Raw genomic sequence first — 25,890 nt, 5'->3', positions numbered from 1 at the left:
GACTGTCGCAGACTGCTGCCATCGGGGGAGGAATAGATGCCAGCGCAGCAGTCTGCGACAGTCGACGGCCGCCGGCGCGTCGAGACGCTCGCCCACGGATGCTGTAAAGTCTTTCGAGTAGTACGGGCCCTTGGCGCAGTTGGTAGCGCGCCTCGTTCGCATCGAGGAGGTCAGGAGTTCAAATCTCCTAGGGTCCACCACTGCACTGGAACGGGAGTCGCGATGGCGGCTCCCGTTCTGCGTTGAGGGCGATGACAACTATCGAACAAACGTTCGAATGTTGCTAGCCTTGATGCATGAGCCTCTCGTTCCAGACCTCCCTCTTCGACGACATCCTCTCGGAGCCTGAGCTGCGCCCGCTCGGGGCGATGGTCGAGCGCATCGAGCTCGGCGAGGGCGCGTGGGTCGATGTGCGGCCGGGCTGGCTGTCGAACTCCGACGCGCTGTTCGAGAGCCTCGCCGTCGGGGTGCCGTGGCGCGCCGACACCCGCGAGATGTACGACAAGGTCGTCGCTGTGCCGCGGCTCGTGGCGAACTTCGGGCCGCGCGAGCCCTACCCGCACCCCGTGCTGGTCGACGCGCAGTCCTCCCTCAACGAGCACTACGGCCGCCCAGCCGGTCAGGTCTTCGAGACCGCTGGCCTGTGCTTCTACCGCACCGGCGACGACAGCGTCGCCTGGCACGGCGACCGCGTCGGCCGCGCTATCGACCGCGACACGATGGTCGCGATCATGTCGGTCGGGGCAGAGCGCACCCTCAGCATCCGTCCGAAGGGCGGGGGAGCAACCCGCAGGTTCCCGGTCGGCCATGGCGACCTCGTCGTCATGGGCGGCAGCGCGCAGCGAACGCACGAGCACGCCATCCTCAAGTCGAAGCAGGCGGTCGGGCCGCGCATCAGCATCCAGTTCCGGCCGCAGTGGGCGCGCTGATGGTGCGTGGGGGATAGCCCCCACGCAGATTCACAGGCCAGCGGGGCAGAGACGGAGCAACGTCACCCCATACGGTGAGTGTCATGAGAAGAGCACTCGCGTTCACCTGGGCGGCGGCGATCGACCTGCTGCTCGACAGCGTGCTCGGCACCCTGTGGTTCTGGCTGCTGCTCGGGCTGCTCATCACGGGTGTCTCGACGCTGCCGGCGCTCGGCATCGGACTCGTGGTGCTCTTCCTCGCTGCGTGGCTCACCCGCTTCACCGGCCGCATCGAGCTGGAGCGCGCCAACGCCCTCCTCGGGTCGACCGTCGCCGTTCCGGTTCGCCCTCATACGACGCAGGTCGGCTGGAGGCGCCCCTTCGCCCAGGGCATGCTCGACCTCCGCTCGCTGCAGACCTGGCGCGTCATGCTGCACCACCTCGGCTCGACCGTGCTCGGCACCATCGTCGTGCTGATCCTCTGGTCGGGAGGCCTCATGGCTGTCAGCCTCGCGGTCGGCTCCCCGAGCCTGCTGACGGCACCGTTCGACCCACTGGCCGCTCCGCTGCGCTGGCTTGTCGCCGCCGTGATCATCGGAGCCCTCGGTGTGATCGTCTACTTCGCCGGTCTGTTCGACCGCGTCGTGCTCGCACCGCTGCTCGGCCACCCGGCGAGCGTGGAGCTGCGCGAGGAGATCACCGAGATCTCTGGCAAGCGGCAGGCTGCCGTGGATGCCGCGAGCATCGAGCGACAGCGCATCGAGCGCGACCTGCACGACGGCGCGCAACCGCGGCTCGTGTCTGTCGCCATGACGCTCGGCATGGCCAAGGCGAAGCTCGAGTCGGACCCGGAGGGCGCCCGCGTGCTCATCGAGCAGGCCCACGACGACGCGAAGCTGGCGATCACCGAGCTTCGACAACTGGCCCGCGGCATCCATCCCGCTGTGCTCACCGACCGTGGTCTCGACGCCGCCCTCTCTGCCCTCGCCTCGCGCAACCCCGTGCCGACTCGCATCGAGGTCGCCGTGCCCACCCGCCTCTCGTCGGAGGTCGAGGCCGTCGTGTACTTCGCGATCGCCGAGGCCCTCACCAACGTGAGCAAGCACTCCGGCGCGACGACGTGCCGCGTCGTTGTGACCTGCGCCGATGACACCCTCACCGCGCTGGTCATCGACAACGGCCGCGGAGGTGCCCGGATCGACGACGGCGGAGGCCTCGCCGGCATCGTCGCCCGCGTTCGTGCGGCTGGCGGAACCGTCGACGTCGAGAGCCCCGTCGGCGGCCCGACCCAACTGAAGCTGGAGCTGCCATGCGCATCGTGATCGCAGAAGACAGCGTGCTGCTGCGCAAGGGGCTAGAGCTCCTCCTCACCGACGCCGGCCACGACATCGTCACGACGGTGGACACCGGCCCGGCGCTGCTCGACGCCGTCGCCGCCTATGAGCCGGATCTCGCCATCGTCGACGTGCGGATGCCGCCGACGTTCACGGATGAGGGCGTGCGTGCCGCCGTCATCATCCGTGCCCAGAACCCCGCCGTGCGGGTGCTCGTGCTCTCGCAGTACGTCGAGGAGCGCTACGCGGCAGAGCTCATCGCCGACCGGTCGGCTGGCCTCGGCTACCTGCTCAAAGACCGCGTCGCCGACGTCGACACCTTTCTCGCGGCGGTCGAGGAGGTGGGAGCGGGTGGCACCGTGCTCGACCCGGAGGTCGTCTCGCAGCTCATCATCCGCTCTCGCCGCACCGACGGCCTCGACCGCCTCACCGACCGTGAGCGCGTCGTACTCGAGCTCATCGCCGAGGGCCGGTCGAACCAGTCGATCGCGGCGCACCTCGTCATCGGCGAGGGTTCCGTCGAGAAGCACATCTCGTCCATCTTCGCGAAGCTCGGGCTGTCATCAGAGGAGTCGGGCAACCGCCGGGTCCTCGCCGTGCTTCGCTACCTCGGCAGCGACACGCGCAGCCGCTAACCCCCAGGAGACACCATGACCACCCCAGCACCTGCCCCCACGCAGAACACTCTTCGCACGATCCTTCTCGTCGTCGGATCGGTGGTGCTCGTCGCCATCGTCGCCTACCTCGTTATCGCCGTAGCCGCCAACGCCAACCGCACCGACGCCTCGCGCGAGGTCGAGATCACCGAGTCGTTCGACGATGTGTCGATCGACGTCGGGGTCGCCGATGTCGTCGTCGAGTACGCCGACGTGGATGACGCGACCGTCGCGTTTCGCCAGAACGACGCGCGCCGCACCTTCGACTTCGACGCGGAGCTCGTCGGCTCGACCCTCGAGGTGCGGGTCGTCGACCGGTGGAGCGGATTCTGGCTCCCGTTCGGAAACCAGTCCTCTCCCGTCGTGACCATCACGCTGCCAGAGGCGCTGGAGGAGCTCGACATCACCGTCGAGAGCGGCGTCGGAGACGTCGCGCTGGATGGCGCATTCGGCGAGGTCGATCTCGGCAGCGGTGTCGGCGACATCCGCCTCGAGGGCTCCGCGGCCGAAGCGGAGATCGAGACGAGCGTTGGCGACATCACGGCCAAGAAGTTCAGCGTGGCTGGCGCTCTCACCGTCGTCTCGAGCACTGGTGACGTGACGCTCTCGCTCGACGAGGTGCCGGCATCGCTCGACGTGACCTCGAACGTCGGCGACCAGACCATCACGCTGCCGAAGGGCAGCTACCGGGTCGAGACGGAGACGGGCGTTGGCGACGTCGACATCCGCGTCGACAACGACTCGGATGCCGACACCCTGCTGCGCTTCGAGTCTTCGGTCGGCGATATCACCGTTCGCAACTAGAGCCAGCGGGCGACTCGATGGGCGTACGGTAGCCGCATGCCCATCGAGTCGTTCGCCATCCTCGCCGGCTTCGTCGTCATCCTGGTGAGTGTCGTGATGTACCTCCGCTCACAGCGCAGCACCACGGGGCCAGCGGTTGGTCGGGTGCCGCGCATCCTTCGGCCGGTCACCAACGCGTGGTTCGGCGTCATGGACTGGCCGATCCCGTTCGACCGCGATGGCAGGCTCATCCCGGTGGAGGAGCGTCGAAGGGCGAAGGACGACTAGTCGAAGCCGGGGTCGCGCACGCTCGATCGTCGCCGCGCAAGCCGCCATCCCTTCGGCGTGCGAACGAACTCGTCGCGGTAGTCGCCCGAGATCGGGGCGCCCTCGATGGGGAAGCCGATGAACTTGCTGCGCACCCGCACGGTGCCGTCCTCATCCTCGAAGATCGCCACGTTGGTGGAGTGGTGGGAGTAGACCTTGCGTCGTTTGAGCGCAGCGCGCAACTCGGAGACGCCGTTGAGGTTCGGGCGCCCGAAGTGGCTGAAGTCGAACACGAAGTTCTCTGCGAAGACGAGGTGCGCGCTCGTCCAGGCGTTGTCGTCGACGACGTGCCCGTAGGCAGCGATCACCTGCTCGATCTCAGCGCGGTCCTCTGGGGTGAGGGTCATGGCTTCGATTGTCGGTGCGGTCGCAGCCGAATGGGGGAGTGTGTCGTCATGTGAAGGTGGGTTACCCCCGGTAACGGGCCCGGAGGCGGGGCCAGACCGCATGCCGCATAGTGCTGCTATGACACAGGTACGAATCGTCGGAGTCAGCGGCAGCCTCTCGGTGCCCTCGCGCACGACAGAGCTGGTCGCGGCCGTCGCCAACGAGTTCGCAAAGCCGCTCGATGCCAGCGTCGAGATCATCGAGCTCGGCAGCCTCGTCTCGGCTCTCGCAGGCACCAACCGCGGTGAGCTCGGCGCGGAGGCGGTTGCCGCTCTCGCCGCTGTCGAGAACGCGGATGTCATCGTCGTCGGATCCCCCGCCTACCGCGCCGCCTACACCGGCATCTTCAAGCACTTCTTCGACTTCGTCGGCCAGTACGCCCTCGTCGACAAGCCCATCGTGCTCACCGCGACGGGCGGCAGCGACCGCCACGCCCTGCTCGTCGAGCACCAGATGCGGCCGCTGTTCGGCTTCTTCCAGGCGCTGACACTGCCGCTCGGCATCTTCGCGACAGAGACCGACTTCGTCAAGCAGGAGGACAACGGCTATGCGATCACGTCGGAGGAGCTGACCACGCGCATCGCGCTCTCGATCAGTCGCACCATCCCGCTGCTGTCATCCCAGCTGTCGCTGACCGGCCGCCTTGCCGAGCCGGTTGCCGTGGAGCGCTCGCTGCATCCCTCGAGCTTCTAGGCGCTAGAGGCGGTGGGCGCCGTCGGCCGCTGTCACCGTGAAGGTCGCTGGCTCGGCGAAGCCGCTCGCGGCAAAGGCTGAGCGCACGGCGGTCGCGATCGACTCGATGCTCTCGCTCGGCGCGAGTGCGATGGCCGCCCCGCCGAACCCGCCGCCCGTCATGCGCGCGCCGATGGCTCCGTTCTCACGGGCGGTGTCGACGGCGAGGTCGAGCTCTGCCACCGAGATCTCGAAGTCGTCGCGCATGCTCGCGTGCGAGGCATCCAGTAGCCCGCCGATGGCGAGCGGGCCGCTCGTGCGCAGGGCCTCCACGGTGTCGAGCACGCGCTGGTTCTCTGTCACGACGTGGCGAACCCGCCGGAAGGTCTCGTCGTCCATGAGCTCTCGCGCACGAGGGAGGTCGTCGACGGAGACGTCGCGAAGCGCGGGCACGCCGAGGATGCTCGCGCCAGCCTCGCACGACGCGCGGCGGGCCGCATACCCGCCCGTCGCATGCGAGTGGCTCACCTTCGTGTCGATGATGAGCAGCTCGAGTCCGGCCGCGCGGAACCCGAGCTCGACCACCTGCGACTCGAGCGTGCGGCAGTCGAGGAACACCGCGTGGTCTTCCCGGCCGAGCAGCGAGGCGGACTGGTCCATGATGCCGGTGGGGGCCCCGACGGCCTTGTTCTCTGCAAGCTGGCCGACCCTGGCGAGGGTGCGGCGGTCGAAGCCGAGCCCCCACGTCTCGTCGAGCGCGATGGCCACCGCGCTCTCGATGGCGGCGGATGACGAGAGCCCTGCCCCCACGGGAACGGTCGACTCGATGTAGAGGTCGACGCCGGGGAGGGTGGAGAGGTCGGCACCGTGCTGGCCGAGGGCCCAGGCGACTCCGAGCGGATAGGCCGACCAGCCCGAGAGTCGCTCTGGGCTGACGTCTGCCACCGCGAGCTCGACGAGCTCGTCGGCGAACGCGCTCGCCACGCGGATGAGCCCGTCGGTGCGGGGGCCGAGTGCCACCGTGGTCGAGCGGTTGATCGCGAACGGGAGCACGAATCCCTCGTTGTAGTCGGTGTGCTCTCCGATGAGGTTGACCCGGCCAGGGGCGTTCCACGAGCCGACCGGCTCGTAGCCGAATGTGCGGCGGAATCCCTCGGAGGCGCTACTTGACACGTGCTATTCCCTGTCTGATGAACTCGGCGGCCTGCTCTGGCGGGATGTCGCCGATCCAGGCCCCCATGGCACTCTCCGAGCCGGCGAGGTACTTGAGCTTCGACTCCGCCCGGCGGGGCGAGGTCACCTGCAGCATGAGCCTAATCTCGTCGCGCGCGACAGTGACTGGCGCCTGGTGCCAGGCGGCGATGTAGGGCGTCGGGGTCTCGTAGAGCTCGTCGATGCCTCGCAGCAGTCGCAGGTAGAGCGAGGCGAGCTCTGTGCGCTCCGCATCGTTCGTCGCGGCGAAGTCTGGCACGTGGCGGTGGGGCAGCAAGTGCACCTCGATCGGCCAGCGGGCGGCGAACGGAACGAAGGCCGTCCAGTGCTCTCCCTGCAGCACCACGCGCTCTGAGGCACTCTCGAACTGCAGGATCTGCTCGAACAGGTCGGGGCCGAACGCGGCAATCGACTCGATGAGCCGCGTGGTTCGCGGGGTCACGTAGGGGTAGGAGTAGATCTGGCCGTGCGGGTGGTGCAGCGTGACGCCGATCTCCTCCCCGCGGTTCTCGAACGGGAAGACCTGGCTGACGCCGGGGATGGCCGAGAGCGCCTCGGTGCGGTCTGCCCATGCCTCGATGACGGTGCGGGCGCGTGACTCGGTGAGCGAGCCGAACGAGCCCTCGTGCTGCGGGCTGAAGCACACCACCTCGCAGCGGCCGTGCGACGGCGCGGTGCGACCGAGGGCAACGCCAGAGAGCTCGACGTGACCGGTCTCCGGTCCGAAGGAGGGGGAGCGGTTCTCGAACACGACGACGTCGTAGTTGTCTGGCACCTCGCTCTGGTTCTCCGGCGTCGACGGTGCGAGGGGATCGAGGTGGGCGGGCGGAAGGAACACCCGGTTCTGCCGGGCGGCGGCTATCGAGATCCACTCGCGGGTCAGTGGGTCCTGGCGCATGGTGGCTGTCGCCGGCCTCGGGTCGAGGGTGCGGGCATCCGCTCGCCGTTCTGCGGGCAGCGTCGAGTCGGCGTCGTCGAAGTAGATGATGTCGCGGCCGTCGGCCATGGTGCCGACGTGCTTGGTGATTCCGGCCATGGGCATGGCATTACGATATCGAAAGCAGCGCTTGGGTATTCGAAAGAATTCGAAAGGTCGTCATGGCAGAGCTCGTGGATGTTCGGCGCACCCGCCTCGCCCGCCTTGTGGCCACGCGCGGCTTCGTTCGGGTCACCGACGCGAGCGCCCACTTCGCCGTGAGCGACGTCACGATCCGCGGCGACCTCAGCGAGCTCGAGGCGCGTGGCCTCGTGGTTCGCGTGCACGGGGGCGCGATGCCGACGAGCGCGATCGTCGCGGCAGAGCAGTCGCTCGAGGCGAGCCAGGACAAGGATGCCGCCGCGAAGCTCGCCATCGGCTCAGCCGCTGCGCAGCTCGTCTCGTCGGGAGAGTCGGTGTACATCGACGCGGGCAGCACCGCGCTCGCCCTCGCCCTTGCCCTCGTCGACCGCCGAGAGCTGCACGACGTCGTCATCGTCACCTGCAGCCTCACCACGGCACTTGCCCTCGAGGATGCGGTGCCGCGATTCACCGTCATCGTCACCGGTGGAACACTGCGCCCCCTCCAGCACTCCCTCGTCAACCCGTTCGCAGCCCCGATGATCGATGCGCTCAACCTGGACTGGGCGTTCATCGGCTGCAACGGCATCGACGCGAGAGCCGGCGTGACCAACGTGAACCTGCCGGAGGCAGAGATCAAGTCGCGCGTCATGGCGCGAGCGCGACATCGCGTCGTCATCGCCGATGCCTCGAAGGTCGGGGCCGTCGACCTCGCCGTCATCGCGCCGATCGACGGTGTGCAGACCCTGGTGACGACCGGGGGCGACCTCGACGACATCCGCTCCGCTGGCGTCGAGGTGATCGAGGTATAGCCGCCGCACTCGGCGCGCATGCCGTCAGGCCTCGAGCTCCTCGTTGCTGGCCTTCATGAGCGACTGGATGCTGTGCGAACCCTCGGCGAGGACGCGGTACACCCGCTCGTACCCCGCCCCCATCACCGACAGGTCGAAGCGCTCGAGAGCGGTCGCCCGGCACACCGCCGGGTCGATCTCCTCCGCTCGGGCGAGCGCGGAGGTGAACTCGTCCATCGTGTCGACGATGAGGCCGGTGCGTCCGTGGTCGACCACCTCCGGCACACTGCCGCGGCGGGTGGCGATGACGGGCGTACCGCATGCCATCGCCTCGATCATGACCATGCCGAACGGCTCCTCCCACTGAATCGGAAACGCGAAGCAGCGCGCCCGGGAGTAGAGGTCGCGCTTGACCGTGGCATCCGCCTCGCCGACGTACTCGACGTCGGCGCCGAACCGCGGACGGATCTCCGCCTCGAAGTACGCGAGCTCGGCCGGCTCGTTCAGCTTGCCGGCCAGCACGATGCGGCGCCCGATGCGGCGCGCTGCGTCAATGGCGAGGTGGGCTCCCTTATCCGGGCTGAACCGGCCGAGCCACAGGACGAAGTCGTCCTTCTTCGCGCGGAACGGATAGGAGCGCACGTCGATGCCGTTGTGCACACGGCCGACCCAGTTGAGGGCCGGGTTGAGAGAGCGCTGCGAATCGGAGATCGCGACGAGGTCGACCGTGTGGCCCAGTCGCTCGAAGTACTGGCCGTTCTCGCCCGTTGCCGGGCCGTGCACTGTGGCGACGGTGGGGGTCACCCGACCGCGGGCGAGCAGCGGGCCGGCAAGAGTGTGGTCGTGGATGACGTCGACCTCGAGGTCGGCGAGGATCTGCGCCGTCTGGGCGGCTGCGATCACCTCGGGAAGAGGGGCGCCAAGCCGGGCGCTCGGCGGCGTGTCGAAGACCCGCTCGAACCGGGTTGCCTTGGTGCGGTTCTCGCCCGACGCGATGAGGGTGACCTCGTGGCCACGGTCGACGAGTTGATCGACCAGCGATGCGACCACCGCCTCCGTGCCGCCATAGCCGCGTGGCGGCAGCTCGAACCACGGGGGAGCGATCATCGCGATGCGCAGGGGCGGCTGCAGCCCGCGGTCAGTTCCGTCGTGTCGACCGAGGGCAGTCGTGTTCTGTGCGTAGCCCGGCGTGCGGGCGGCGAGTGCCATTTCTGGTCCAGCCTTCCCATTCGCGCCGCGCAGCGGCGCACCTGTGAATTGAAGGTTAAACGACCTCGGTCTGCAGAATAACCCCCTTGCGGTGCGGAGACTAGTGAGCAAGTGACGTCGAGATCATCTTCGGGGAGCACACCATGCAGGCGCACGCAGACCACCTCCTCCCGGCCTGGCAGTCGGAGCTGCAGTCGCGTGATGGCGACGAGATGCGGGGCAGGGCCGCGACCCTCTCCCAGCAGAACATCACCCTGGTCGAGGGCTCGTCGTTCTGCGTGTCCACTGCCAACGGCGACATCGAGCCCCATCGTTCCGACGGTCTGTTCGTTCGGGATACCCGGGTGATCTCGCGCTGGCAGCTGCTCATCGACGGCTCCATGCTCGAGGCACTCACCGTCGTTCCGGCCGAGCCGTTCGAGTGCATCTTCATGGGCAGGGCTGTTCCCCGTGCTGGCAACCCGGAGACGACGCTCATCGTCGAGCGCCGTCGCCTCGTCGGTCACGGCATGCGGGAGGACATCACGCTGCGCAACTACGGGCGTGAGGCCGCTGGCGTCGATGTCACCATGGCCGTCGACTCCGACTTCGCCGACCTGTTCCAGGTCAAGGAGCAGCGGGTGCACTCCCTTCGGCCGGTGACGCAGGTTCCGGGGGAGACGGAGCTCGTGCTGTCGCAGGGGGAGGGGGCCGACCCCCGCGGGGTTCGGGTGAGCGCGCCAGCCGGGCAGGCATCCCTCGGGGTGCTGAGCTTCCGGGCCGTCGTGCCGCCGCAGGGAATGTGGAGCACGTCGATCGAGGTGCTGCCGCGCATCCAGGGTGTGGAGCTGAGCCCGAGCTTTCCCGTAGGCCGGCCGCTGGAGGACACCGTGCCGGCGCAGCGCATGCAGGACTGGCGCTCGACCACGTCGCAGGTCTCGGTGAGGAACCGCTCGCTCGCGAATGCCCTGTCGTGGAGCCGCCGCGACCTCGGCGCCTTGCGCATCAGCGACCCAGAGCACCCCGATGACGACGTCGTGGCGGCTGGGGCGCCGTGGTTCATGGCCCTCTTCGGGCGTGATGCGATCCTGACCAGCTGGATGATGATGCCGTTCGCCCCAGAGCTCGCCCTCGGCACGCTCCGCACCCTCGCCCGGCTGCAGGGCCGAGAGGTCGACCCGTTGAGCGAGGAGCAGCCGGGCCGCATCCTCCACGAGGTGCGCCTCGGCGCCGACCCGGCCCTTGCCCTCGGCGGAGACCGCATCTACTTCGGCTCCATCGACTCGACGCCGCTCTTCGTCATGCTCGTCGGCCACGCCCTTCGGTGGGGCGTCGATCCGCGCGAGCTCGCACCGCTCATGCCTGCCGTGGATGCCGCGCTCTCCTGGATCGACGACTACGGCGACCGCGACGGCGACGGCTTCGTCGAGTACCAGCGCACCACCGATCGCGGACTCCTTCACCAGGGCTGGAAGGACAGCTTTGACGGCATCTCATTCACCGACGGCCGCGCGGTGGAGACCCCGGTCGCCCTCGCCGAGGTGCAGGGCTACGTCTATGGCGCGTACCTCGCGAAGGCCTCGCTCGACGACGCCCTCGGCGGCGACGGCACGGCATGGCGAGAGCGGGCGGCGGTGCTCAAGCGGCGGTTCCACGAGTCCTTCTGGATGCCGGAGCGCGACTTCTACGCCGTCGCTCTCGACGGGGAGAAGCGACAGGTCAACTCGGTGACGTCGAACATCGGCCAGGCGATGTGGACGGGCATCGTCGACGAGTCCGTGGCGGACGCCGTCGTGGCGCGCTTGACGTCGCGGTCGATGTTCACCGGATTCGGCATCCGCACCCTGTCGTCTGACTCCGCGTCGTTCAACCCGGTCAGCTACCACAACGGCTCCATCTGGCCGCACGACACGGTGCTGTGCGCCGCCGGCATTGCGCGCTACGGATTCCACGCCCAGGCGACGCGGGTCGCCGGTGCCCTCCTCGATGCCGCCGATGCCTTCGGCGGGCGCCTGCCAGAGCTGTTCTGCGGGTTCGACCGGCACGAGAAGGGGGTGCCGGTGCCGTACCCGACGTCCTGCTCCCCGCAGGCCTGGGCCGCTGCTGCGCCCTTCGAGATCCTGCGGCTGTCGCTGGGGCTCTACCCGGATCCCGCGGAGGGCACGTTCACGGCGACCTCCGCACCCGCGCTGCTCGAAGAGGTGGAGGTGCGGGATCTCGTCTTCGGCGGCCACCACTTCTCTGTGCACGCGACGCTCGCCGGGGCGAGCGTCGAGGGGCTGCCGGCATCGCTACGATTCGAGGAGCGCCCGCGCGGCGCCGCGCCTGATCCGACCGGTTCATAGCGCCACCGCAGACACAGGAGCACCGGTGCCGTTCTTCGACTTCGCGCTGGATGACCTGCGCGCCTACCGCCCCGACATTGCCGAGCCAGCGGACTTCGACGAGTTCTGGGCACGCACGCTCGCCGAGTCGCGCGCCGCTGGCGGCGCCGTGGCCGTCGAGCCTTACGAGGCGTTCCTGCCAGAGATCGATGTCTTCGACGTCACCTTCCCCGGCTTCGGCGGCGATCCGGTCAAAGGCTGGTTCCTGCTGCCGCGCAGCGGTGGCGACCTGCTGCCGACCGTGGTGGAGTACAACGGCTACAACGGGGGCCGCGGCTTTCCCCACGAGCGACTCGCCTGGGTCGCCGCTGGCTACGCGTACTTCTTCATGGACACCCGCGGCCAGGGCAGCCTCTGGGGCTCCGGCGGCGAGACCGCCGACCCGCATGGATCGGGGCCAAGCACGCCTGGCTTCATGACGCGCGGCATCGAGAGCGCCGACACCTACTTCTACCGGCGGGTCTTCACGGATGCCGTGCGAGCCATCGACGCCGTGCGAACCCTCCCACGGGTCGACCCGGCCCGCATCGCGGTCTGCGGCGGCAGCCAGGGTGGCGGCATCGCTATCGCCGCCGCCGCGCTTGCCGACGGGGTGATCGCGGCCATGCCGGAGGTGCCATTCCTGCAGCACTTCGAGCGAGCGATCGGCCTGAACGACAGCGACCCGTACTTCGAGGTCGTTCGCTACCTGTCGGCGCACCGGGGAGCGGAGGCGCGCACCTTTGAGACGCTGTCGTACTTCGACGGCGTCAGCTTCGCGAAGCGGGCACAGTGCCCTGCCATCTACTCCGTCGGCCTCATGGACCCGATCTGCCCTCCGTCGACGGTCTTCGCCTCGGCGAACCACTTCGCGGGTGGCGCCACCGTGGTGGAGTACCCGTTCAACGAGCACGAGGGCGGGCAGGGCTACCACTGGCGCGCGCAGGCGGCGTGGCTTCGAGAGCTGCTGGGCTAGGCGGGAGGCGGCAGCTCTCCAGAGCCGCGGCGGATGAGGTGCGTCGGCAGCTCCACCTGGCGCGGCGGCCCGGTCGGATCCTCCAACCGCGCGAGCACGAGCCGCGCGGCCTCGCGGCCGAGCTCGATCGGGTCGTAGGCCACGACACTGATGCCGAGGGTGTCGGCGAACTCGAAGTCGTCGAAGCCGATGAAGGCGACCCGGGGCGAGCGGTTGAACAGCTCTCGCCAAGCCGCGGTGCTCGCCCGGTTGTTGCCGGCGATGATGGCCGTCGGCGGGTCGTCGAGGGCCAGCAGCTCTCGAACCGACTCCTCCGCGGTCGGGCCGGCCACCGGCTCGAGGCGCTCGTAGCGGCGGGAGTCGGTGATTCCAGCCTCGAGCAGGGCGGAGCGGTAGCCCATGAGGCGCTCCTGGTGCGTGTACAGCCCGGCGGGGCTGCAGACGAATCCGATCTTGCGATGGCCGGCGGCGATCAGCGACCGCACGGCCTCCTCTGTGCCGAGCCGGTTCTGCAGCACGACGGAATCGGCCACGAGGTGGTGCGCGGGGCGGTCGACGGCGACGACGGGTGTTCCCAGCTGCCGCTCGCCCTCGAGGTAGGACTGGTCTTGCGCGATCGGCACGATGATGAGCGCTCGCACGCGCTGGGCGAGGAGGGCGTCGACGACCACTGCCTCGCTGCCGGGGGCATCATCCGTTGTCGCCAGCAGCATGGTCATGCCCTTGGTGGCGAGCTCGCGCTCGATGCCGGCGGCGACGTTGAAGTAGAACGGGTTGGTGATGTCGCCGATGACGAAGGCGACGGTCGAGGTCACCCCGCCGTGCCGCAGGTTGCGGGCGAGGGTGTTCGGCCGAAAGCGGAGTCGCTTGGCAGCGCTCATCACGCGCTCGCGGGTGTGGGCGGCGACCTTCTCGTCGTTCGACATGACGCGAGACACGGTCTTTGCGCTCACGCCGGCGAGGCGTGCGACATCGGCGAGGGTCGCGCGGGCCTGGGTGGGCTCTGCCCGCTCGCCCGTGTGGTCAATCGTCACGATTTTCCGTCTCTGATCGTTCGCCGTCGTGCACAGAATAGCAGCGCTATCCGGCAGGACTTGTTAATGTCAACGTTAGACATTATGGTTGCTAGTGCGACAAATGTCTAGACAATTGAATGAAAAAAAGCTGGTCAAGCCGGTTTCTGTCCACACAATGTCTCAAGGTAACGAAAATGTACCACGTTGACATTGCTTCTTGACCTTGGTTGTTCTGGCGACCTAGCATGAGCGCGATAGCTAGTTCTGCCCTCCGTCCCGTCACCTGGGGCGCGGAGTCAATGGGGATACCGATAATGGAGACACACATGGCAAAGAAGCACATCGCGGTAGGGGCAGCGGCACTCGCGGCCACCCTGCTGCTCGCCGGCTGCGGCACGGGCACCAGCCCCGCCGATGACGGCGCGATCGAGGGCGAGATCACCGTCCTCACCCAGCGCACCGACCTGGTCGACACGGTCTTCCAGGACTACAAGAAGACGTTCGAGGCCAAGTACCCCGGCACGACGGTCACCTTCGAGGCGATCACCGCATATGAGGACGAGATCGCCCTCCGCCTCAACACCGACGACTACGGCGACGTTCTCGTCATCCCTAACTCGGTGACCCGTGACCAGCTCGGCAACTACTTCGAGCCGCTCGGCACTGTCGACGAGCTCAAGAAGGACTACCTCTTCGTCGAGGAGAACCAGGTGTTCGACGGCAAGGCCTACGGCATCGCCATCACCGGCAACGCGCAGGGCTATGTCTTCAACCGGAAGGTGTGGGAGGCCGCTGGCATCACAGAGGCACCGACTAGCCCAGAGGAGTTCATCGACGCGCTGACGGCGATCAAGGACAACACCGACGCCATCCCGCTGTACACCAACTACAAGGACGGATGGCCGCTCAGCCAGTGGACCGGACAGCGCGGCTTCGGCGAGGAGGGCGGCAACTACGCCAACCACACGACCGAGATCGACGCCCCGTGGACGGAGGGCGAGGACTACTACACGGTCGACTCGATTCTCTTCGACGCGGTGGCCGACGGCCTGACGGAGGAAGACCCCGCAACGACCAACTGGGAGAACTCGAAGACGCTCATCGGCAGCGGCCAGGTCGGAACCATGGTTCTCGGCTCGTGGGCCGTCACGCAGATGCAGGATGCCGCTGAGGCCGCCGGCGGATCGCGAGAGGACATCGGCTACTGGCCGTTCCCGTACCAGGTCGATGGCACGTTCCACTCGGCCGTCGGCGGCGACTACAAGAACGCCATCAACGTCAACTCCGACAACAAGGCGACCGCCCGCGCGTGGATCGAGTGGTTCGCCAACGAGTCGGGCTACGCAGCCGACCAGGGCGGCATCTCACCGGTGATCGGCGGAGACCTTCCTCCGACCCTCGCCGACTTCGAGCCGCTCGGTGTCGAGCTGGTCGAGACCGTTCCTGCGCCAGAGGGCAACGAGGCGCTCGAGGCAGCCATCTACAACGGCGCCGAGATCGACATCTGGGGCAGCCTGTACCGTCAGAAGCTCGTCGACATCGCTCGCGGTGCAGCCGAGGGCGACAAGGACAGCTACTTCGCAGAGCTCAATGAGAAGTGGGCCGCGGCCCGCGCCGCGGCGCAGTAGGCACCAGCAGAATCCCGATCGCCGGAACAGACAATGGAGTACACGGCTCAATGACGACCATGACCGATACGACAGAGTCTGTTCCGGCGATCACCGCCCCGGCGGCGCGCAGCCGCCGCGGTGCGCGTGACAGAAAGCTCACGCCGTGGCTGTTCCTCATCGTTCCCCTCGTGTTGCTCGGGGTGTTCACCTACCTGCCCGCGGCCAACATGCTCTACTACAGCTTCACCAGCTGGAACGGCTTCGAGGCGACACCGAAGGTGTTCGTCGGCCTCGACAACTACACGGCCATCTTCACGCGCGACGACATCCTGCCGGTCTTCGCGGTGAGCCTGTACTACTTCTTCGCCTCGTTCGTGCAGATGGCGATCGCACTGTACTTCGCCACCATCCTCAGCTTCAGCACCAGGTTCCAGAACCTGTTCAAGGGCATCATCTTCTTCCCGTCGCTGGTCAACGGCGTCGCGATCGGGTTCGTCTTCCTCTACGTCTTCCAGCCGGGTGGCACCCTCGACACGGTGCTCGCAGCCGGCGGTCTCGACGGGCTCAGCAGGTTCTGGCTCGGAGACCCGGATGTCGTCAACTACTCCCTCGCAGGAACATCGGTGTGGCGATACACCGGCCTCAACTTCGTGCTCTTCCTCGGGGCGATCCAGTCGATACCCAAGGAGCTCTACGAGGCCGCCGACATCGACGGCGCTAGCAAGTGGCAGCAGTTCCGCTTCATCATCGCGCCGGGAATCAAGCGCATCATCAGCCTCTCGTTCATCCTGGCGGTCTCTGGCAGCCTCGCGGTGTTCGAGATCCCGTTCATCATGACGAACGGCGCGAACGGATCGATGACCTTCGTCATCAAGACCGTCGCCCTCGGCCTTGGCACGTTCCACAAGGTCGGCCTCGCCTCGGCGATGGCCGTCGTGCTGCTCCTCATTGTCCTGCTGGTCACGCTGCTGCAACGGCGGCTCGTGCCCGACGAGAAGGTAGACCTGTCGTGATCTCGCGTGTCGTAGTGACCACCCTCAAGTACCTGAGCCTCGTGGTCGCGTCCATCGTGACGCTGCTTCCCCTTGCCGCAGTGCTCATCGCCTCGCTCAAGAGCTCCGGCGAGTTCGCCACGACGGGTCCGCTCGACCTTCCATCGAACTGGTTCAACCTCGAGAACTTCGTCACCGCCTTCGTCAAGGGCAACATGGTGCAGGGCCTCATCAACACGACGTTCATCCTGGTGGTCTCGCTCGCCGGCACGATCCTCGTCGGCACCATGACGGCCTACGCGATCGACCGCTTCAACTTCCGGGCGAAGAAGCTGATCCTCGCCCTGTTCCTGATCGCGACCCTGGTGCCAGGAGTGACGACCCAGGTGGCGACCTTCCAGATCGTCAACAACCTCGGGCTGTTCAACTCGCTCGCCGCGCCGATCGTGCTCTTCCTCGGCACCGACATCGTCTCGATCTACATCTTCGTGCAGTTCATGTCGTCTATACCGAAATCGCTGGATGAGGCGGCCATGCTCGATGGCGCCAACCGGTGGACCATCTACTGGCGCGTCATCCTTCCGCTGCTCAAGCCGGCGATCGCGACGGTCGTCATCATTCGCGGCATCGCTATCTACAACGAGTTCTACATCCCGTTCCTCTATATGCCGTCGGCCAAGCTCGGCACGATCTCGACCTCGCTGTTCCGGTTCAAGGGGCCGTTCGGTGCGCAGTGGGAGGTGATCGCGGCGGGAACGCTGCTCGTCATCATCCCGACGCTCGTGATCTTCCTCTTCCTTCAGAAGTACATCTACAACGGATTCATCTCAGGAGCCACGAAATGACCACACCCCCGATCGCGCGAACCCTGCACGACGGATGGACGGTGCGGTCGAGCGCCGGCCCCGTTCCCGCCGACCTCGCGGGAGTCAGTGTTCCGGCGGCGGTGCCGGGAAGTCTGCACACAGACCTGCTCGCCGCCGGGCTCATCCCCGACCCGTACCTCGACGCGAACGAGCGCCTCCTCGCCTGGATGGGCTCTGCCGACTGGCAGTACTCGACGAGCTTCGACTGGAGCGACGACGGCTTCGAGCGCACCGACCTGGTCTTCGATGGCCTCGACACCGTCGCGACGATCTCGCTCAACGGCGCTGTCGTCGGCTCGACGGCCAACATGCACCGCACCTACCGGTTCGACGTGAGGCAGTGGCTGAGGGAGGGGTCGAACGAGCTCGTCGTCGACTTCGCCTCCGCTCTCAAGTACGCCGACGCCCAGAGCCTCGAGATGGGCTACCGGCCGCACGTGAACCACCACCCCTACAACGCCATCCGAAAGATGGCCTGCAGCTTCGGCTGGGACTGGGGGCTCGACACGGCGACGGTCGGCATCTGGCGCCCCGTCACCCTGCACAGCTGGAGCACGGCACGGCTCGCCGCGGTGCGGCCGCTCGCGACCGCCGACGGCCACGTTGCCGTGCACGTCGACATCGAGCACGCGGATTCCGCCGAGGGCCTCGAGCTCACCGTCGCGATCGCGGGCCAGTCGGTCACGATCCCCGCCGACGAGTCGAAGGCCGTCGTCGAGCTCGATGTCGCCGACGCCCAGCTCTGGTGGCCTCGTGGCTATGGCGAGCAGCCGCTCTACGACCTCGTGGTCACCCTCGGCGACGGCGTCGATGCCTTCGAGACGCGGATCGGGTTCCGCGACGTGACCATCGACACCGAGGCCGACGAGATCGGTGCGCCGTTCACATTCGTGGTGAACGGCACACCGGTCTACGTCAAGGGCGCCAACTGGATTCCCGACGACGCCTTCCCGCACCGGGTCGATCGGGCCCGGTACGCCGCGCGGCTCGACCAGGCCGAGGTCGGCAACCTCAACCTGCTGCGCATCTGGGGAGGCGGCATCTTCGAGTCGAACGACTTCTACGCCGAGTGCGACGAGCGCGGCATCATGGTGTGGCAGGACTTCCTCTTCGCGTGCGCCTCCTACCCAGAGGAGGAGCCGATGCGATCGGAGGTGATCGCAGAGGTTCGCGACAACGTCACCCGGCTGCTGCCGCATGCGAGCCTCGTGCTCTGGAACGGCAACAACGAGAACATCTGGGGCTACTACGACTGGGGCTGGGAGGCGCGGCTCGAGGGCAAGACCTGGGGCCTCGGCTACTACCTCGAGGTGCTGCCCGAGATTCTCGCCGAGCTCGACCCGCACCGTCCGTACACACCGGGCAGCCCGTTCTCTCCATCGGATCCGAGCGGCGCGACCATCCACCCCAACGACGTCGACAACGGATCGGCGCACCAGTGGGAGCACTGGAACCGGGTCGACTACTCCGACTACCGCAACCACATTCCCCGGTTCGTCGCCGAGTTCGGCTGGCAGGGCCCGCCGACGTGGTCGACCATGACGCGGGCGATCAGCGACGACCCGCTGACACCAGAGAGCCCCGGCATGCTCGTGCACCAGAAGGCGCTCGACGGCAACGACAAGCTCACCGACGGGCTCGTGCGCCACCTGCCGTTCCAGAACGACATGGCCGACTGGCACTGGGCGATGCAGCTCAACCAGGCCATCGCCGTCAACGCCAACATCGAGCACCTTCGCTCGCACTGCCCCCGCAACATGGGAGCCATCGTGTGGCAGCTCAACGACTGCTGGCCGGTGACCTCGTGGGCGGCGGTCGACGGGGACGGCCGGGCAAAGCCCCTGCTCTATGCGATACGGCACGGGTACCGCCCGCGGCTCGTGACCATCCAGCCACGCGAGGCGGGGCTTGCGGCGATCGTGCACAACGACTCCGGTGAGGCCTGGTCGGGTGACCTGCTGCTCGAGCGGCGCGGCTTCGACGGTGCGGTGCTGGCGAGTGCGACGGTCGCGGTCGCGATTGCAGCGCGCGGTGCGCAGACGGTGACGATTCCGGTGGATGTCGCCACGGCATCCACCGCCACTAGCGAACTGCTCGTGGCGAGCCTCGGCTCTGAGCGGGCGCTCTGGTTCTTCGTCGAGTACCGCGACTCCGCTCTCGCCCCAGCGCAGCTCGACCTGCGGGTTGAGCCAGTTGAAACCGGCTACGCCGTCACCGTCACCGCCCGCACCCTCGCGCGCGACGTCACCATGCTCGTCGACAGGCTCGACCCGGCCGCCGTCGTCGACGACCAGCTCGTGACACTGCTGCCTGGCGAGAGCCACACCTTCACGGTGGTCACGACTGCTGCCATCTCCGACGACCGCTTCGCCGAGCCGAACGTGCTGCGCACGGCAAACCAGCTGCTGGCGGTGCTCGCGCGATGACATCGTTCGACGGCGTGAAGGTCAATGGAATGACCTGGGGCTGGGTCGGCACGCGGGGGGAGTGGGCGACGCCTGCGGCCGCCGACTCGATGGCGAAGATGCTCGACGTGGGGGTCACCTGGGCTGGCATCGCGTTCGCGGCGCTGCAGGAGCGCACCTTCTCGACCGAGATCACCTGGCGCGACGAGCCCGTCGTCACCGACGACGAGGCGCGCTGGGCGATTCGCGAGGCCAAGCGGCTTGGGCTCAAGGTCGTGCTGAAGCCCGTCGTCAACGTGAGCGACGCGTGGCGGGGCCACATCTCGTTCTTCGACTGGGATGTGCCGGGCGAGCCGAGCTGGACGCAGTGGTTTGCGAGCTACACGGAGTACATCGTGCACCACGCCCGCATCGCGGAGGAGGAGGGCGTCGAGCTGTTCTGCGTCGGCTGCGAGATGGTGCAGACCGATAAGCGGGCCGACCAGTGGCGAGCGCTCATCGCCGAGGTGCGCGCCGTCTACACGGGGCTCGTCACCTACAACTGCGACAAGTACCAGGAGGATCGCGTCACCTGGTGGGACGCCGTCGACGTGATCTCGTCGAGCGGCTACTACAAGACGGGCGACTGGGAGGCCCAGCTCGACCGCATCGAGCCGGTGCTCGCTGCCTTCGACCGGCCGTTCTTCTTCATGGAGGTCGGCTGCCCATCGCGCACCGGCTCTGCGCAGCTGCCCAATGACTGGATGCTGCAGGGAGCCCACAACGAGCAGGAGCAGGCCGACTACTACGAGGAGATGTTCTCCGCGTGCGCCCGCCGCGACTGGGTGCAGGGCTTCATGCTGTGGGACTGGCCCGCGAAGCTCTACCGCCTCGAGGAGGCAGCAGCCAATGACGACTACTGCCCCTACGGCAAGACGGCCTCCGAGGTGCTACGCCGCTGGTACGTCTGAGGCGGTCTTCCTGCCCCGGCGCCAGCGGTAGAGGCCGAGCGCGATCGCACCGAGGATGCCGAGGAAGACCAGCCACGGCAGCAGCGTTCCGAACACCACCGTCAGCCCGACGATGAAGCCGACGAACGACTCCCAGCCGGCGGTGAGCCCGGTGATGAACGTGCTCGGCTCGTCCTCCTTCGGGGGCAGCGGCTCCGACACGAGGTGAAGGGTGATGGTCGACATCGCGACCTGGTCTGACAGCGCGCGCTGCTGGGATTTGAGGCTCTCGAGCTCGCCCTGGCGGCTCGAGAGCGAGGACTCGATCGAGACGAGGCTGTCGGTGTCGTCGGCCGTGGCCAGCAGCGCGGTGAGGCGGTCGACAGACGCCTGGAGCGCCGTGATGCGGCCGGCGAGGTCGGCGACCTCCGCCTTCACGTTCTCCGAGGTGATCGCCACATCCTGCACGTCGCCGAGGGCGCGGAGCTTGGCGATGGTCGACGTCTGGGCCTCGGCGGGAATGCGCAGCACGAGGGTGGCATAGCCCTTGTCGTCCTCGGTCGCGGCGATCTCGTTGCGGGAGTCGATGCGACCGCCGACGCTCTCGACGATGCGGATCGCGTCGGCTGCTGCGCCGATGGGATCGTCGGCGAGCACGGTGATCGACCCGGTCGTCACCAGCACGGCGTCTTGCACCACGCCGGCCTGGCTCGCCGTGCCGTCGTCGGCATACGACTGCGCGCCGCCCGACTGCAGCCCGGAGTCCACCTCGGCCTCCATGGGGTAGGAGCCCCCGCTGTCGCTCTGCGACATGCCGGCGGCAGAGCAGCCGGCCAGGCCGAGCGTTGCGAGGAGGACGATGGAAACGAGTGCTGTGCGCTTCATGGTTCACACGCTAACCACAGGATGCCGCGAGCAATACCCAACGTTTGTCACGATTGGAGCGTCAATGCTTGCCGTCCGGTGGGAGCCTGCTGGGCACTGCGTGTATCTCGGCTCCACGAGCCGCGCACAGACGTAGCGTCGAGAAACGACCAACGAAAGGACGCATCATGGGTTTCATCGAGGACGCGAAAGACGCTGCAGAGGCCACCGGCAAGAAGATCGGTGAGGGCGTCGACGACGCGAAGGAGCGAGTCGGCGACAAGGTCGACGAGATGCAGGCAGACGGCAAGGTCGCCGCGGCAGAGCGCGAACGCGACGCGACGCACGCCAAGAACGAGTACAAGGAGTCGCTTCGCAACGACTGATCGCAGAACCTGGCACTCAGCATGACGACATCGAGGTGATGGATAATCACCTCATGAGATGGCCACGCTGGCTGGTGCCAACGGCGCCCGTTCTCCACGTCGCGATCGACGAGGGGGACGGGCCCGTTGTCGTTCTCGTGCATGGCATCGCGTCATCCTCTGTGACGTTCCAGGAGCTCGTGCCGCGCCTGAGGGACTCGCACCGCGTGATCGCCCTCGACATCCTCGGGTTCGGCGGGTCGCCGTCGCCCCCCGACGCGCAGTACACGATCGACGAGCACGCACGGGCGCTGCACGCGACCATCAAGTCGCTCAAGCTCTCTGCGCCGTTCGTGCTCGTCGGGCACTCGCTCGGCGGCCTGATCGCCACGCGCTACACGGCAGAGCACCCGCGCGGTGTGGCAAAGCTCGTGCTGGTCTCCCCGCCGGTCTACCTCGAGCCACGGGCCTTCGGCGTCGCCCGCGACCGCACTGCGGCCGACCTCTACCTTCGCGCCTACGAGTACCTGCGCACCAACAAGCAGTTCACCATGCGGGCAGCGAAGGGGCTCGACCGCATCTCTCCGATCCGCAACCTGCTCGACGTTTCAGAGCAGAACTGGAACGCCTTCAGCCTCTCGCTGCAGAACGCGATCGAGTCGCAGACCACCATCAGCGACGTGGCGCGGGTGCGAGTGCCGGTCGACGTCGTCTACGGAACCCTCGATCCGTTTCTCATGTCGGGCGGCATCCGCATCCTCGAGTCGATGCGCCACGTCAACGTGCACAAGGTGGATGCCGGCGACCACGTCATTCGCAAGCGGTTCGCCAAGAAGGTGGCCAAGTACATCGGCTGAGCGTGGTTACGCTTGAGACCATGATCACTCGCACCGCCGCGCGTCTCGGCACTCCTGTCTCCGTCATCGGCCTCGGCACCTGGCAGCTCGGTGCCGACTGGGGAGAGGTCAACGAGGATGACGCCCTCGCCGTGCTGACTGCGGCCCACGACTCCGGGGTCACCTTCTTCGACACCGCCGACGTCTACGGCGACGGCCGCAGTGAGCAGCTCATCGGGCGCTGGCTCGCCGCCAACCCGGACTCCGGCGTCTTCGTCGTCACGAAGATGGGGCGCCGCGAGGCGCAGGAGGCATCGAACTACACCCTGGCGAAGTTCCGCGAGTGGACGTCGCGCAGTCGCGAGAACCTCGGGCAGGACACCCTCGACCTGGTGCAGCTGCACTGCCCGCCCACCGCGACCCTCTCGACCCAGCAGGTCTACGACGACCTCGACACGCTTGTCGCCGATGGCGCCATCGCCCGCTATGGTGTCAGCGTCGAGACCGTGGACGAGGCGCTCACCGCGATCGCGCGACCGGGCGTCGCCAGCATCCAGATCATCCTCAATGCGTTCCGCCTCAAGCCGCTCGAAGAGGTGCTGCCCGCGGCTGCAGAGAACGGGGTCGCGATCATCGCCCGCGTCCCCCTCGCCTCCGGGCTCCTCAGCGGCCGGTACACGGCGGAGACGACCTTCGCTGAGAACGACCACCGCAACTACAACCGCTCCGGCGCCGCATTCGACGTCGGCGAGACCTTCTCCGGCGTCGACTACGAGCAGGGGGTGAAGGCCGCCGTCGAGTTCTCGGAGCAGGCGGCGAAGGCCGGCCTCGCGCCATCCGTTGCCGCGCTCGCCTGGCTCGCGCAGCTGCCGCAGGTCACCACGGTGATCCCGGGGGCGCGCTCGGTCGAGCAGGCCGTTGCCAACGCCTCGGCCGGCTCCGTCGCTGCGCTTCCCGCCGGCTTCGGCGACGAGATCCTCGACCGCTACAACCGCTACTTCCGCGCGGCGGTGCACCCCCGCTGGTAGCGCCTATGCGTCGGCGAACTCGAGGATGGCCGCGATGGTCTGCTCCGGTCGGTCGCGATGCGGGGAGTGGCCTGCGCCGTCGACGACGCGGAACTCGACGCGCGGGTTGACGGAGGTCACGGCATCCACGGTGCGCTCCGACAGCATGGAGTAGACGGCGGGGTCGCCGCCGAGGATGAGGGTCGGCACTGGCAGGTCCTGTGCCTGGGGGATGACGTTCCAGCCGGGGTTGTCGTCGAACGTGCGCTGCACCATGCGCGGGTCGGCGGCGCGCACGGCGGCGAGCTTGTGGGCGATGTCGCGCTCGTGCCAGTGCGGCTTGGCCGCGCGCAGCGACTCCTCGGTGAGGTCGAGCTCTGCCACCTGGTCGGCGCGCACCTCGTCCCACTCCTCTGCCGTGACGTGCAGCACCGGGTCGAGTAGCACGATCCGGTCGCCGAGCCCCGCAACGACGGCGATGGCGCCGCCGAGGGAGTGGCCGACGACGAGGTCGAACTGCCCGGACGGCAGGTCGCTCGCATAGTCGTCGAACCGGTAGCGGGTGGCTGGCGGTGCGTCTCCGTGGCCGCGCAGGTCGGGGGCGGAGACGATCCACCCCGCGGCCTCGAGCGCCTCGCGCAGACGCCACCACGTGCCGTGGTTCGAGCTGAGGCCGTGGATGAGCAGGGCGCGACGGGTCATCCCCTCACGGTATTGCGTGCGGCGGTGCACCCGCCGTCCAGTGGCAGCTTCCGCGTGCATCGTGACCGGGAATGACGCGTCAACTAAATGTGTTTGCATGATGTGACCACATTGATGATCGTCGTAGGCTCCGTCCGCCCCGGCCGAATCGGCCTGCCCATCGCCCGCTGGGTCGAGAGCGTCGCGTCGCGCGACTTCGAGGTCGACCTCGTCGATCTGGTCGAGCTCGGGCTTCCCTTCATGGACGAGCCGAACCACCCGGCCAAGCGCCAGTACACGAAGCAGCACACGCTCGACTGGAGCGCGCGGGTGGATGCCGCCGACGCGATTCTGCTCGTCACCCCCGAGTACAACCACAGCTTCTCTCCCGCCCTCAAGAACGCGCTCGACTACCTTCACGCGGAGTGGTGGCGCAAGCCCGTCGGCTTCGTGAGCTACGGCGGGGTCTCTGGCGGAACCCGCGGCGTCGTCGCCCTCGAGGTCGTGACCGCCGGCCTCGGCCTCGTGCGCGCGGGTGCGGCCGTCGAGATCCCCTTCGCGTCGTCGGAGGTGAGCGACGGTGTCTTCACGCCCAGCGAGAAGGAGGCGGCGATCCTCGGCAACGAGCTCGCAGAGCTCGCTCTGCTCTCCGAGGCCCTGAAGCCGCTGCAGAAGTAGTCGGTGGAGGTGTCACCCGTTTGGGTGACACCGAGGCCGTTCCCTCGATAAGATGCCCCTGTGCCGGTGGGGGCATGCAGGAGGGGGCGAGCTGGTGGACGCAGTGGGAATCAGTACAGCGGGAATCCGGCGGCTGTCGTGGGCGGACGCCGCCCAGAGCGCCGGCTACGGCTTCAGCAGCCGATCATCGGGGTTCGGCCTGCCCGGCCTGCTGTTCCGCGCGGGGGAGAAGACCCAGATGACCGGGGTCGTCGACGCCCTCGGGGCCGAGAACCCCTTCGTCGCCGGTACCCTGACCGGGCACTATGCCAACGGGTCTGCAGCACCGCGTGTTCTCACCGCGTCGTTCGTCGCCATCCCCCTGACTCGTCACCTGCCGAACCTCGTGCTGCTCGCGCGCGGTCTCGGCTTGCTCAGCCTTGCCGGGCTCGACCAGGAGGGCCGCCAGCGGCTCGCGCTCGACAACAGCCTCGAGCGCTCCTTCACCCTCTACGGCACGGGTGGCGATCGAGACGGCGTCGACATCTTCGCGCCATCCGTGGTCGAGCAACTGCTGGCCACCACCGGAGGGTGCGACGTCGAGCTCGTCGACGACTGGATGTTCGTCTACAGCCTTCCCGGGCGGTACCGCAGCGGGGCCGCCCTCGCCCTCGTCGAACAGGCCGCAGCCGTCGTGCGCTCTGCGGTCGACCGGCAGTCGTCTCCACCCCCGCCGGCATCCGCGGCGAGCAGTGCGATGATCTGGCTCGCGGGCGGGCTCAGCGCGCTGCTCGTGGTTCTCGTCGCCCGGTGGTACCTGGTCGACCTCCTCCCCGGTTTCTAGCCGCCCGGTTTCTAGCCACCCGGACCGCCGCTGGCGGCGATCAGGTCGGCTGGATCGGCACGGGAGCGGTGTCTGGCACGGTCGACTCCTTGCCGCGAAGGTCGGGATGCCAGCCCCGCAGCACCGTCGGTATCAGGAAGCCGAACATGGCGAGGATCGCCGCG

Annotated in this window: 26 protein-coding genes and 1 tRNA gene; 20 read left to right on the top strand and 7 right to left on the bottom strand. The window is 67.8% G+C overall.

Going from position 1 to position 25,890, the window contains the following annotated elements; translation table 11 throughout:
- The first annotated feature begins 124 nt into the window (after positions 1-124).
- The 6 genes from AC14A7_RS05365 to AC14A7_RS05340 all read left to right on the top strand — a co-directional run bounded on the left by AC14A7_RS05365 (position 125) and on the right by AC14A7_RS05340 (position 3,969).
- Positions 125-200: transfer RNA gene (locus AC14A7_RS05365), tRNA-Ala, on the top strand.
- A gap of 96 nt (positions 201-296) precedes the next feature.
- Positions 297-929 carry an alpha-ketoglutarate-dependent dioxygenase AlkB gene (locus AC14A7_RS05360; protein WP_484006959.1) on the top strand — a complete coding sequence of 211 codons (633 nt, stop codon included), beginning with the start codon at positions 297-299 and terminating at the stop codon, positions 927-929.
- Positions 930-1,012: 83 nt separating this feature from the next.
- Positions 1,013-2,230 (top strand): sensor histidine kinase, encoded by a 1,218-nt coding sequence (locus AC14A7_RS05355; RefSeq protein ID WP_484006958.1) that lies wholly within the window; start codon positions 1,013-1,015, stop codon positions 2,228-2,230.
- Positions 2,218-2,877, top strand: coding sequence for a response regulator (locus tag AC14A7_RS05350; RefSeq protein ID WP_484006956.1), 660 nt, complete (start codon positions 2,218-2,220; stop codon positions 2,875-2,877). Before AC14A7_RS05355 ends, AC14A7_RS05350 begins: the two co-directional genes overlap by 13 nt.
- A gap of 15 nt (positions 2,878-2,892) precedes the next feature.
- Positions 2,893-3,702, top strand: coding sequence for a DUF4097 family beta strand repeat-containing protein (locus AC14A7_RS05345; protein WP_484006954.1), 810 nt, complete (start codon positions 2,893-2,895; stop codon positions 3,700-3,702).
- Positions 3,703-3,738: 36 nt separating this feature from the next.
- Positions 3,739-3,969: a hypothetical protein gene (locus AC14A7_RS05340; RefSeq protein ID WP_484006952.1), complete on the top strand. Its 231-nt coding sequence runs from the start codon at positions 3,739-3,741 to the stop codon at positions 3,967-3,969.
- On the opposite strand, the gene AC14A7_RS05335 is transcribed toward AC14A7_RS05340, so the two are convergent.
- Positions 3,966-4,355, bottom strand: a complete 390-nt coding sequence (locus AC14A7_RS05335) for a nuclear transport factor 2 family protein (protein WP_484006950.1) — start codon at positions 4,353-4,355, stop codon at positions 3,966-3,968. The genes AC14A7_RS05340 and AC14A7_RS05335 overlap by 4 nt on opposite strands.
- Positions 4,356-4,473: 118 nt before the next feature.
- Here AC14A7_RS05335 and msuE point away from each other — a divergent pair, with 118 nt between their 5' ends.
- Positions 4,474-5,088, top strand: a complete 615-nt coding sequence (gene msuE, locus AC14A7_RS05330; RefSeq protein WP_484006948.1) for an FMN reductase — start codon at positions 4,474-4,476, stop codon at positions 5,086-5,088.
- Between the two features lie 3 nt (positions 5,089-5,091).
- On the opposite strand, the gene galK is transcribed toward msuE, so the two are convergent.
- Complete coding sequence (gene galK, locus AC14A7_RS05325; protein ID WP_484006946.1) at positions 5,092-6,240, bottom strand: galactokinase; 1,149 nt, start codon at positions 6,238-6,240, stop codon at positions 5,092-5,094.
- Entirely contained in the window at positions 6,230-7,315 is a 1,086-nt protein-coding gene (gene galT / locus AC14A7_RS05320) for a galactose-1-phosphate uridylyltransferase (protein WP_484006963.1), read from the bottom strand. The genes galK and galT overlap by 11 nt, the downstream gene beginning before the upstream one ends.
- Before the next feature lie 62 nt (positions 7,316-7,377).
- Here galT and AC14A7_RS05315 point away from each other — a divergent pair, with 62 nt between their 5' ends.
- Positions 7,378-8,148, top strand: coding sequence for a DeoR/GlpR family DNA-binding transcription regulator (locus tag AC14A7_RS05315; protein WP_484006944.1), 771 nt, complete (start codon positions 7,378-7,380; stop codon positions 8,146-8,148).
- Positions 8,149-8,172: 24 nt separating this feature from the next.
- On the opposite strand, the gene AC14A7_RS05310 is transcribed toward AC14A7_RS05315, so the two are convergent.
- A complete protein-coding gene (locus tag AC14A7_RS05310; protein WP_484006942.1) occupies positions 8,173-9,336 on the bottom strand; it encodes a glycosyltransferase family 4 protein in 1,164 nt (387 codons plus the stop codon).
- A gap of 143 nt (positions 9,337-9,479) precedes the next feature.
- Here AC14A7_RS05310 and AC14A7_RS05305 point away from each other — a divergent pair, with 143 nt between their 5' ends.
- Both AC14A7_RS05305 and AC14A7_RS05300 read left to right on the top strand, forming a co-directional pair.
- The gene (locus AC14A7_RS05305) at positions 9,480-11,660 is read left to right on the top strand and encodes an amylo-alpha-1,6-glucosidase (RefSeq protein ID WP_484006940.1); all 2,181 of its coding nucleotides are present in this window, start codon (positions 9,480-9,482) and stop codon (positions 11,658-11,660) included.
- 25 nt (positions 11,661-11,685) lie between these two features.
- Entirely contained in the window at positions 11,686-12,654 is a 969-nt protein-coding gene (locus AC14A7_RS05300) for an acetylxylan esterase (protein WP_484006938.1), read from the top strand.
- Here AC14A7_RS05300 and AC14A7_RS05295 read toward each other — a convergent pair.
- Positions 12,651-13,688 carry a LacI family DNA-binding transcriptional regulator gene (locus tag AC14A7_RS05295; protein WP_484006936.1) on the bottom strand — a complete coding sequence of 346 codons (1,038 nt, stop codon included), beginning with the start codon at positions 13,686-13,688 and terminating at the stop codon, positions 12,651-12,653. The two genes, AC14A7_RS05300 and AC14A7_RS05295, sit on opposite strands and share 4 nt — an antisense overlap.
- A gap of 308 nt (positions 13,689-13,996) precedes the next feature.
- Between AC14A7_RS05295 and AC14A7_RS05290 the strand changes: the two genes are divergently transcribed.
- The 5 genes from AC14A7_RS05290 to AC14A7_RS05270 are packed head-to-tail and all read left to right on the top strand — an operon-like array spanning position 13,997 to position 20,493.
- A complete protein-coding gene (locus AC14A7_RS05290; RefSeq protein ID WP_484006934.1) occupies positions 13,997-15,298 on the top strand; it encodes an ABC transporter substrate-binding protein in 1,302 nt (433 codons plus the stop codon).
- Positions 15,299-15,357: 59 nt separating this feature from the next.
- Positions 15,358-16,293: a carbohydrate ABC transporter permease gene (locus tag AC14A7_RS05285; RefSeq protein WP_484006932.1), complete on the top strand. Its 936-nt coding sequence runs from the start codon at positions 15,358-15,360 to the stop codon at positions 16,291-16,293.
- Between the two features lie 14 nt (positions 16,294-16,307).
- Positions 16,308-17,117, top strand: coding sequence for a carbohydrate ABC transporter permease (locus AC14A7_RS05280; protein ID WP_484006930.1), 810 nt, complete (start codon positions 16,308-16,310; stop codon positions 17,115-17,117).
- Positions 17,114-19,564 (top strand): glycoside hydrolase family 2 protein, encoded by a 2,451-nt coding sequence (locus AC14A7_RS05275; protein ID WP_484006928.1) that lies wholly within the window; start codon positions 17,114-17,116, stop codon positions 19,562-19,564. Before AC14A7_RS05280 ends, AC14A7_RS05275 begins: the two co-directional genes overlap by 4 nt.
- Positions 19,561-20,493, top strand: a complete 933-nt coding sequence (locus AC14A7_RS05270) for a glycoside hydrolase family 113 (RefSeq protein ID WP_484006926.1) — start codon at positions 19,561-19,563, stop codon at positions 20,491-20,493. The genes AC14A7_RS05275 and AC14A7_RS05270 overlap by 4 nt, the downstream gene beginning before the upstream one ends.
- On the opposite strand, the gene AC14A7_RS05265 is transcribed toward AC14A7_RS05270, so the two are convergent.
- Positions 20,473-21,357: a DUF4349 domain-containing protein gene (locus AC14A7_RS05265; RefSeq protein WP_484006924.1), complete on the bottom strand. Its 885-nt coding sequence runs from the start codon at positions 21,355-21,357 to the stop codon at positions 20,473-20,475. The two genes, AC14A7_RS05270 and AC14A7_RS05265, sit on opposite strands and share 21 nt — an antisense overlap.
- 167 nt (positions 21,358-21,524) lie before the next feature.
- Here AC14A7_RS05265 and AC14A7_RS05260 point away from each other — a divergent pair, with 167 nt between their 5' ends.
- The 3 genes from AC14A7_RS05260 to AC14A7_RS05250 are packed head-to-tail and all read left to right on the top strand — an operon-like array spanning position 21,525 to position 23,565.
- On the top strand, positions 21,525-21,722 hold the full coding sequence (locus AC14A7_RS05260; protein ID WP_484006922.1) for a hypothetical protein: 198 nt from the start codon (positions 21,525-21,527) through the stop codon (positions 21,720-21,722).
- Between the two features lie 53 nt (positions 21,723-21,775).
- Positions 21,776-22,558 (top strand): alpha/beta fold hydrolase, encoded by a 783-nt coding sequence (locus AC14A7_RS05255; protein WP_484006920.1) that lies wholly within the window; start codon positions 21,776-21,778, stop codon positions 22,556-22,558.
- Between the two features lie 20 nt (positions 22,559-22,578).
- Complete coding sequence (locus tag AC14A7_RS05250) at positions 22,579-23,565, top strand: aldo/keto reductase (protein ID WP_484006918.1); 987 nt, start codon at positions 22,579-22,581, stop codon at positions 23,563-23,565.
- A 3-nt stretch (positions 23,566-23,568) separates the two neighbouring features.
- Here the strand turns inward: AC14A7_RS05250 and AC14A7_RS05245 are convergent, their stop codons facing one another.
- The gene (locus AC14A7_RS05245) at positions 23,569-24,246 is read right to left on the bottom strand and encodes an alpha/beta fold hydrolase (protein ID WP_484006916.1); all 678 of its coding nucleotides are present in this window, start codon (positions 24,244-24,246) and stop codon (positions 23,569-23,571) included.
- Positions 24,247-24,360: 114 nt separating this feature from the next.
- Between AC14A7_RS05245 and AC14A7_RS05240 the strand changes: the two genes are divergently transcribed.
- Together AC14A7_RS05240 and AC14A7_RS05235 are read left to right on the top strand one after the other, a co-directional pair.
- The gene (locus AC14A7_RS05240; protein WP_484006961.1) at positions 24,361-24,903 is read left to right on the top strand and encodes an NADPH-dependent FMN reductase; all 543 of its coding nucleotides are present in this window, start codon (positions 24,361-24,363) and stop codon (positions 24,901-24,903) included.
- 94 nt (positions 24,904-24,997) lie between these two features.
- Positions 24,998-25,726, top strand: a complete 729-nt coding sequence (locus AC14A7_RS05235; RefSeq protein ID WP_484006914.1) for a hypothetical protein — start codon at positions 24,998-25,000, stop codon at positions 25,724-25,726.
- Positions 25,727-25,890 lie beyond the last annotated feature (164 nt).

Source organism: Conyzicola sp., assembly GCF_057073975.1.
This window is presented reverse-complemented; position numbering and strand designations above follow the sequence as displayed.

Coding starts and splice junctions, on each gene's coding strand:
- AC14A7_RS05360 (WP_484006959.1), top strand. CDS start 297: ATGAGCCTCTCGTTCCAGACCTCCCTCTTCGACGACATCCTCTCGGAG.
- AC14A7_RS05355 (WP_484006958.1), top strand. CDS start 1,013: ATGAGAAGAGCACTCGCGTTCACCTGGGCGGCGGCGATCGACCTGCTG.
- AC14A7_RS05350 (WP_484006956.1), top strand. CDS start 2,218: ATGCGCATCGTGATCGCAGAAGACAGCGTGCTGCTGCGCAAGGGGCTA.
- AC14A7_RS05345 (WP_484006954.1), top strand. CDS start 2,893: ATGACCACCCCAGCACCTGCCCCCACGCAGAACACTCTTCGCACGATC.
- AC14A7_RS05340 (WP_484006952.1), top strand. CDS start 3,739: ATGCCCATCGAGTCGTTCGCCATCCTCGCCGGCTTCGTCGTCATCCTG.
- AC14A7_RS05335 (WP_484006950.1), bottom strand. CDS start 4,355: ATGACCCTCACCCCAGAGGACCGCGCTGAGATCGAGCAGGTGATCGCT.
- msuE (WP_484006948.1), top strand. CDS start 4,474: ATGACACAGGTACGAATCGTCGGAGTCAGCGGCAGCCTCTCGGTGCCC.
- galT (WP_484006963.1), bottom strand. CDS start 7,315: ATGGCCGGAATCACCAAGCACGTCGGCACCATGGCCGACGGCCGCGAC.
- AC14A7_RS05315 (WP_484006944.1), top strand. CDS start 7,378: ATGGCAGAGCTCGTGGATGTTCGGCGCACCCGCCTCGCCCGCCTTGTG.
- AC14A7_RS05310 (WP_484006942.1), bottom strand. CDS start 9,336: ATGGCACTCGCCGCCCGCACGCCGGGCTACGCACAGAACACGACTGCC.
- AC14A7_RS05305 (WP_484006940.1), top strand. CDS start 9,480: ATGCAGGCGCACGCAGACCACCTCCTCCCGGCCTGGCAGTCGGAGCTG.
- AC14A7_RS05290 (WP_484006934.1), top strand. CDS start 13,997: ATGGCAAAGAAGCACATCGCGGTAGGGGCAGCGGCACTCGCGGCCACC.
- AC14A7_RS05285 (WP_484006932.1), top strand. CDS start 15,358: ATGACCGATACGACAGAGTCTGTTCCGGCGATCACCGCCCCGGCGGCG.
- AC14A7_RS05275 (WP_484006928.1), top strand. CDS start 17,114: ATGACCACACCCCCGATCGCGCGAACCCTGCACGACGGATGGACGGTG.
- AC14A7_RS05270 (WP_484006926.1), top strand. CDS start 19,561: ATGACATCGTTCGACGGCGTGAAGGTCAATGGAATGACCTGGGGCTGG.
- AC14A7_RS05265 (WP_484006924.1), bottom strand. CDS start 21,357: ATGAAGCGCACAGCACTCGTTTCCATCGTCCTCCTCGCAACGCTCGGC.
- AC14A7_RS05260 (WP_484006922.1), top strand. CDS start 21,525: ATGGGTTTCATCGAGGACGCGAAAGACGCTGCAGAGGCCACCGGCAAG.
- AC14A7_RS05255 (WP_484006920.1), top strand. CDS start 21,776: ATGAGATGGCCACGCTGGCTGGTGCCAACGGCGCCCGTTCTCCACGTC.
- AC14A7_RS05250 (WP_484006918.1), top strand. CDS start 22,579: ATGATCACTCGCACCGCCGCGCGTCTCGGCACTCCTGTCTCCGTCATC.
- AC14A7_RS05245 (WP_484006916.1), bottom strand. CDS start 24,246: ATGACCCGTCGCGCCCTGCTCATCCACGGCCTCAGCTCGAACCACGGC.
- AC14A7_RS05240 (WP_484006961.1), top strand. CDS start 24,361: ATGATCGTCGTAGGCTCCGTCCGCCCCGGCCGAATCGGCCTGCCCATC.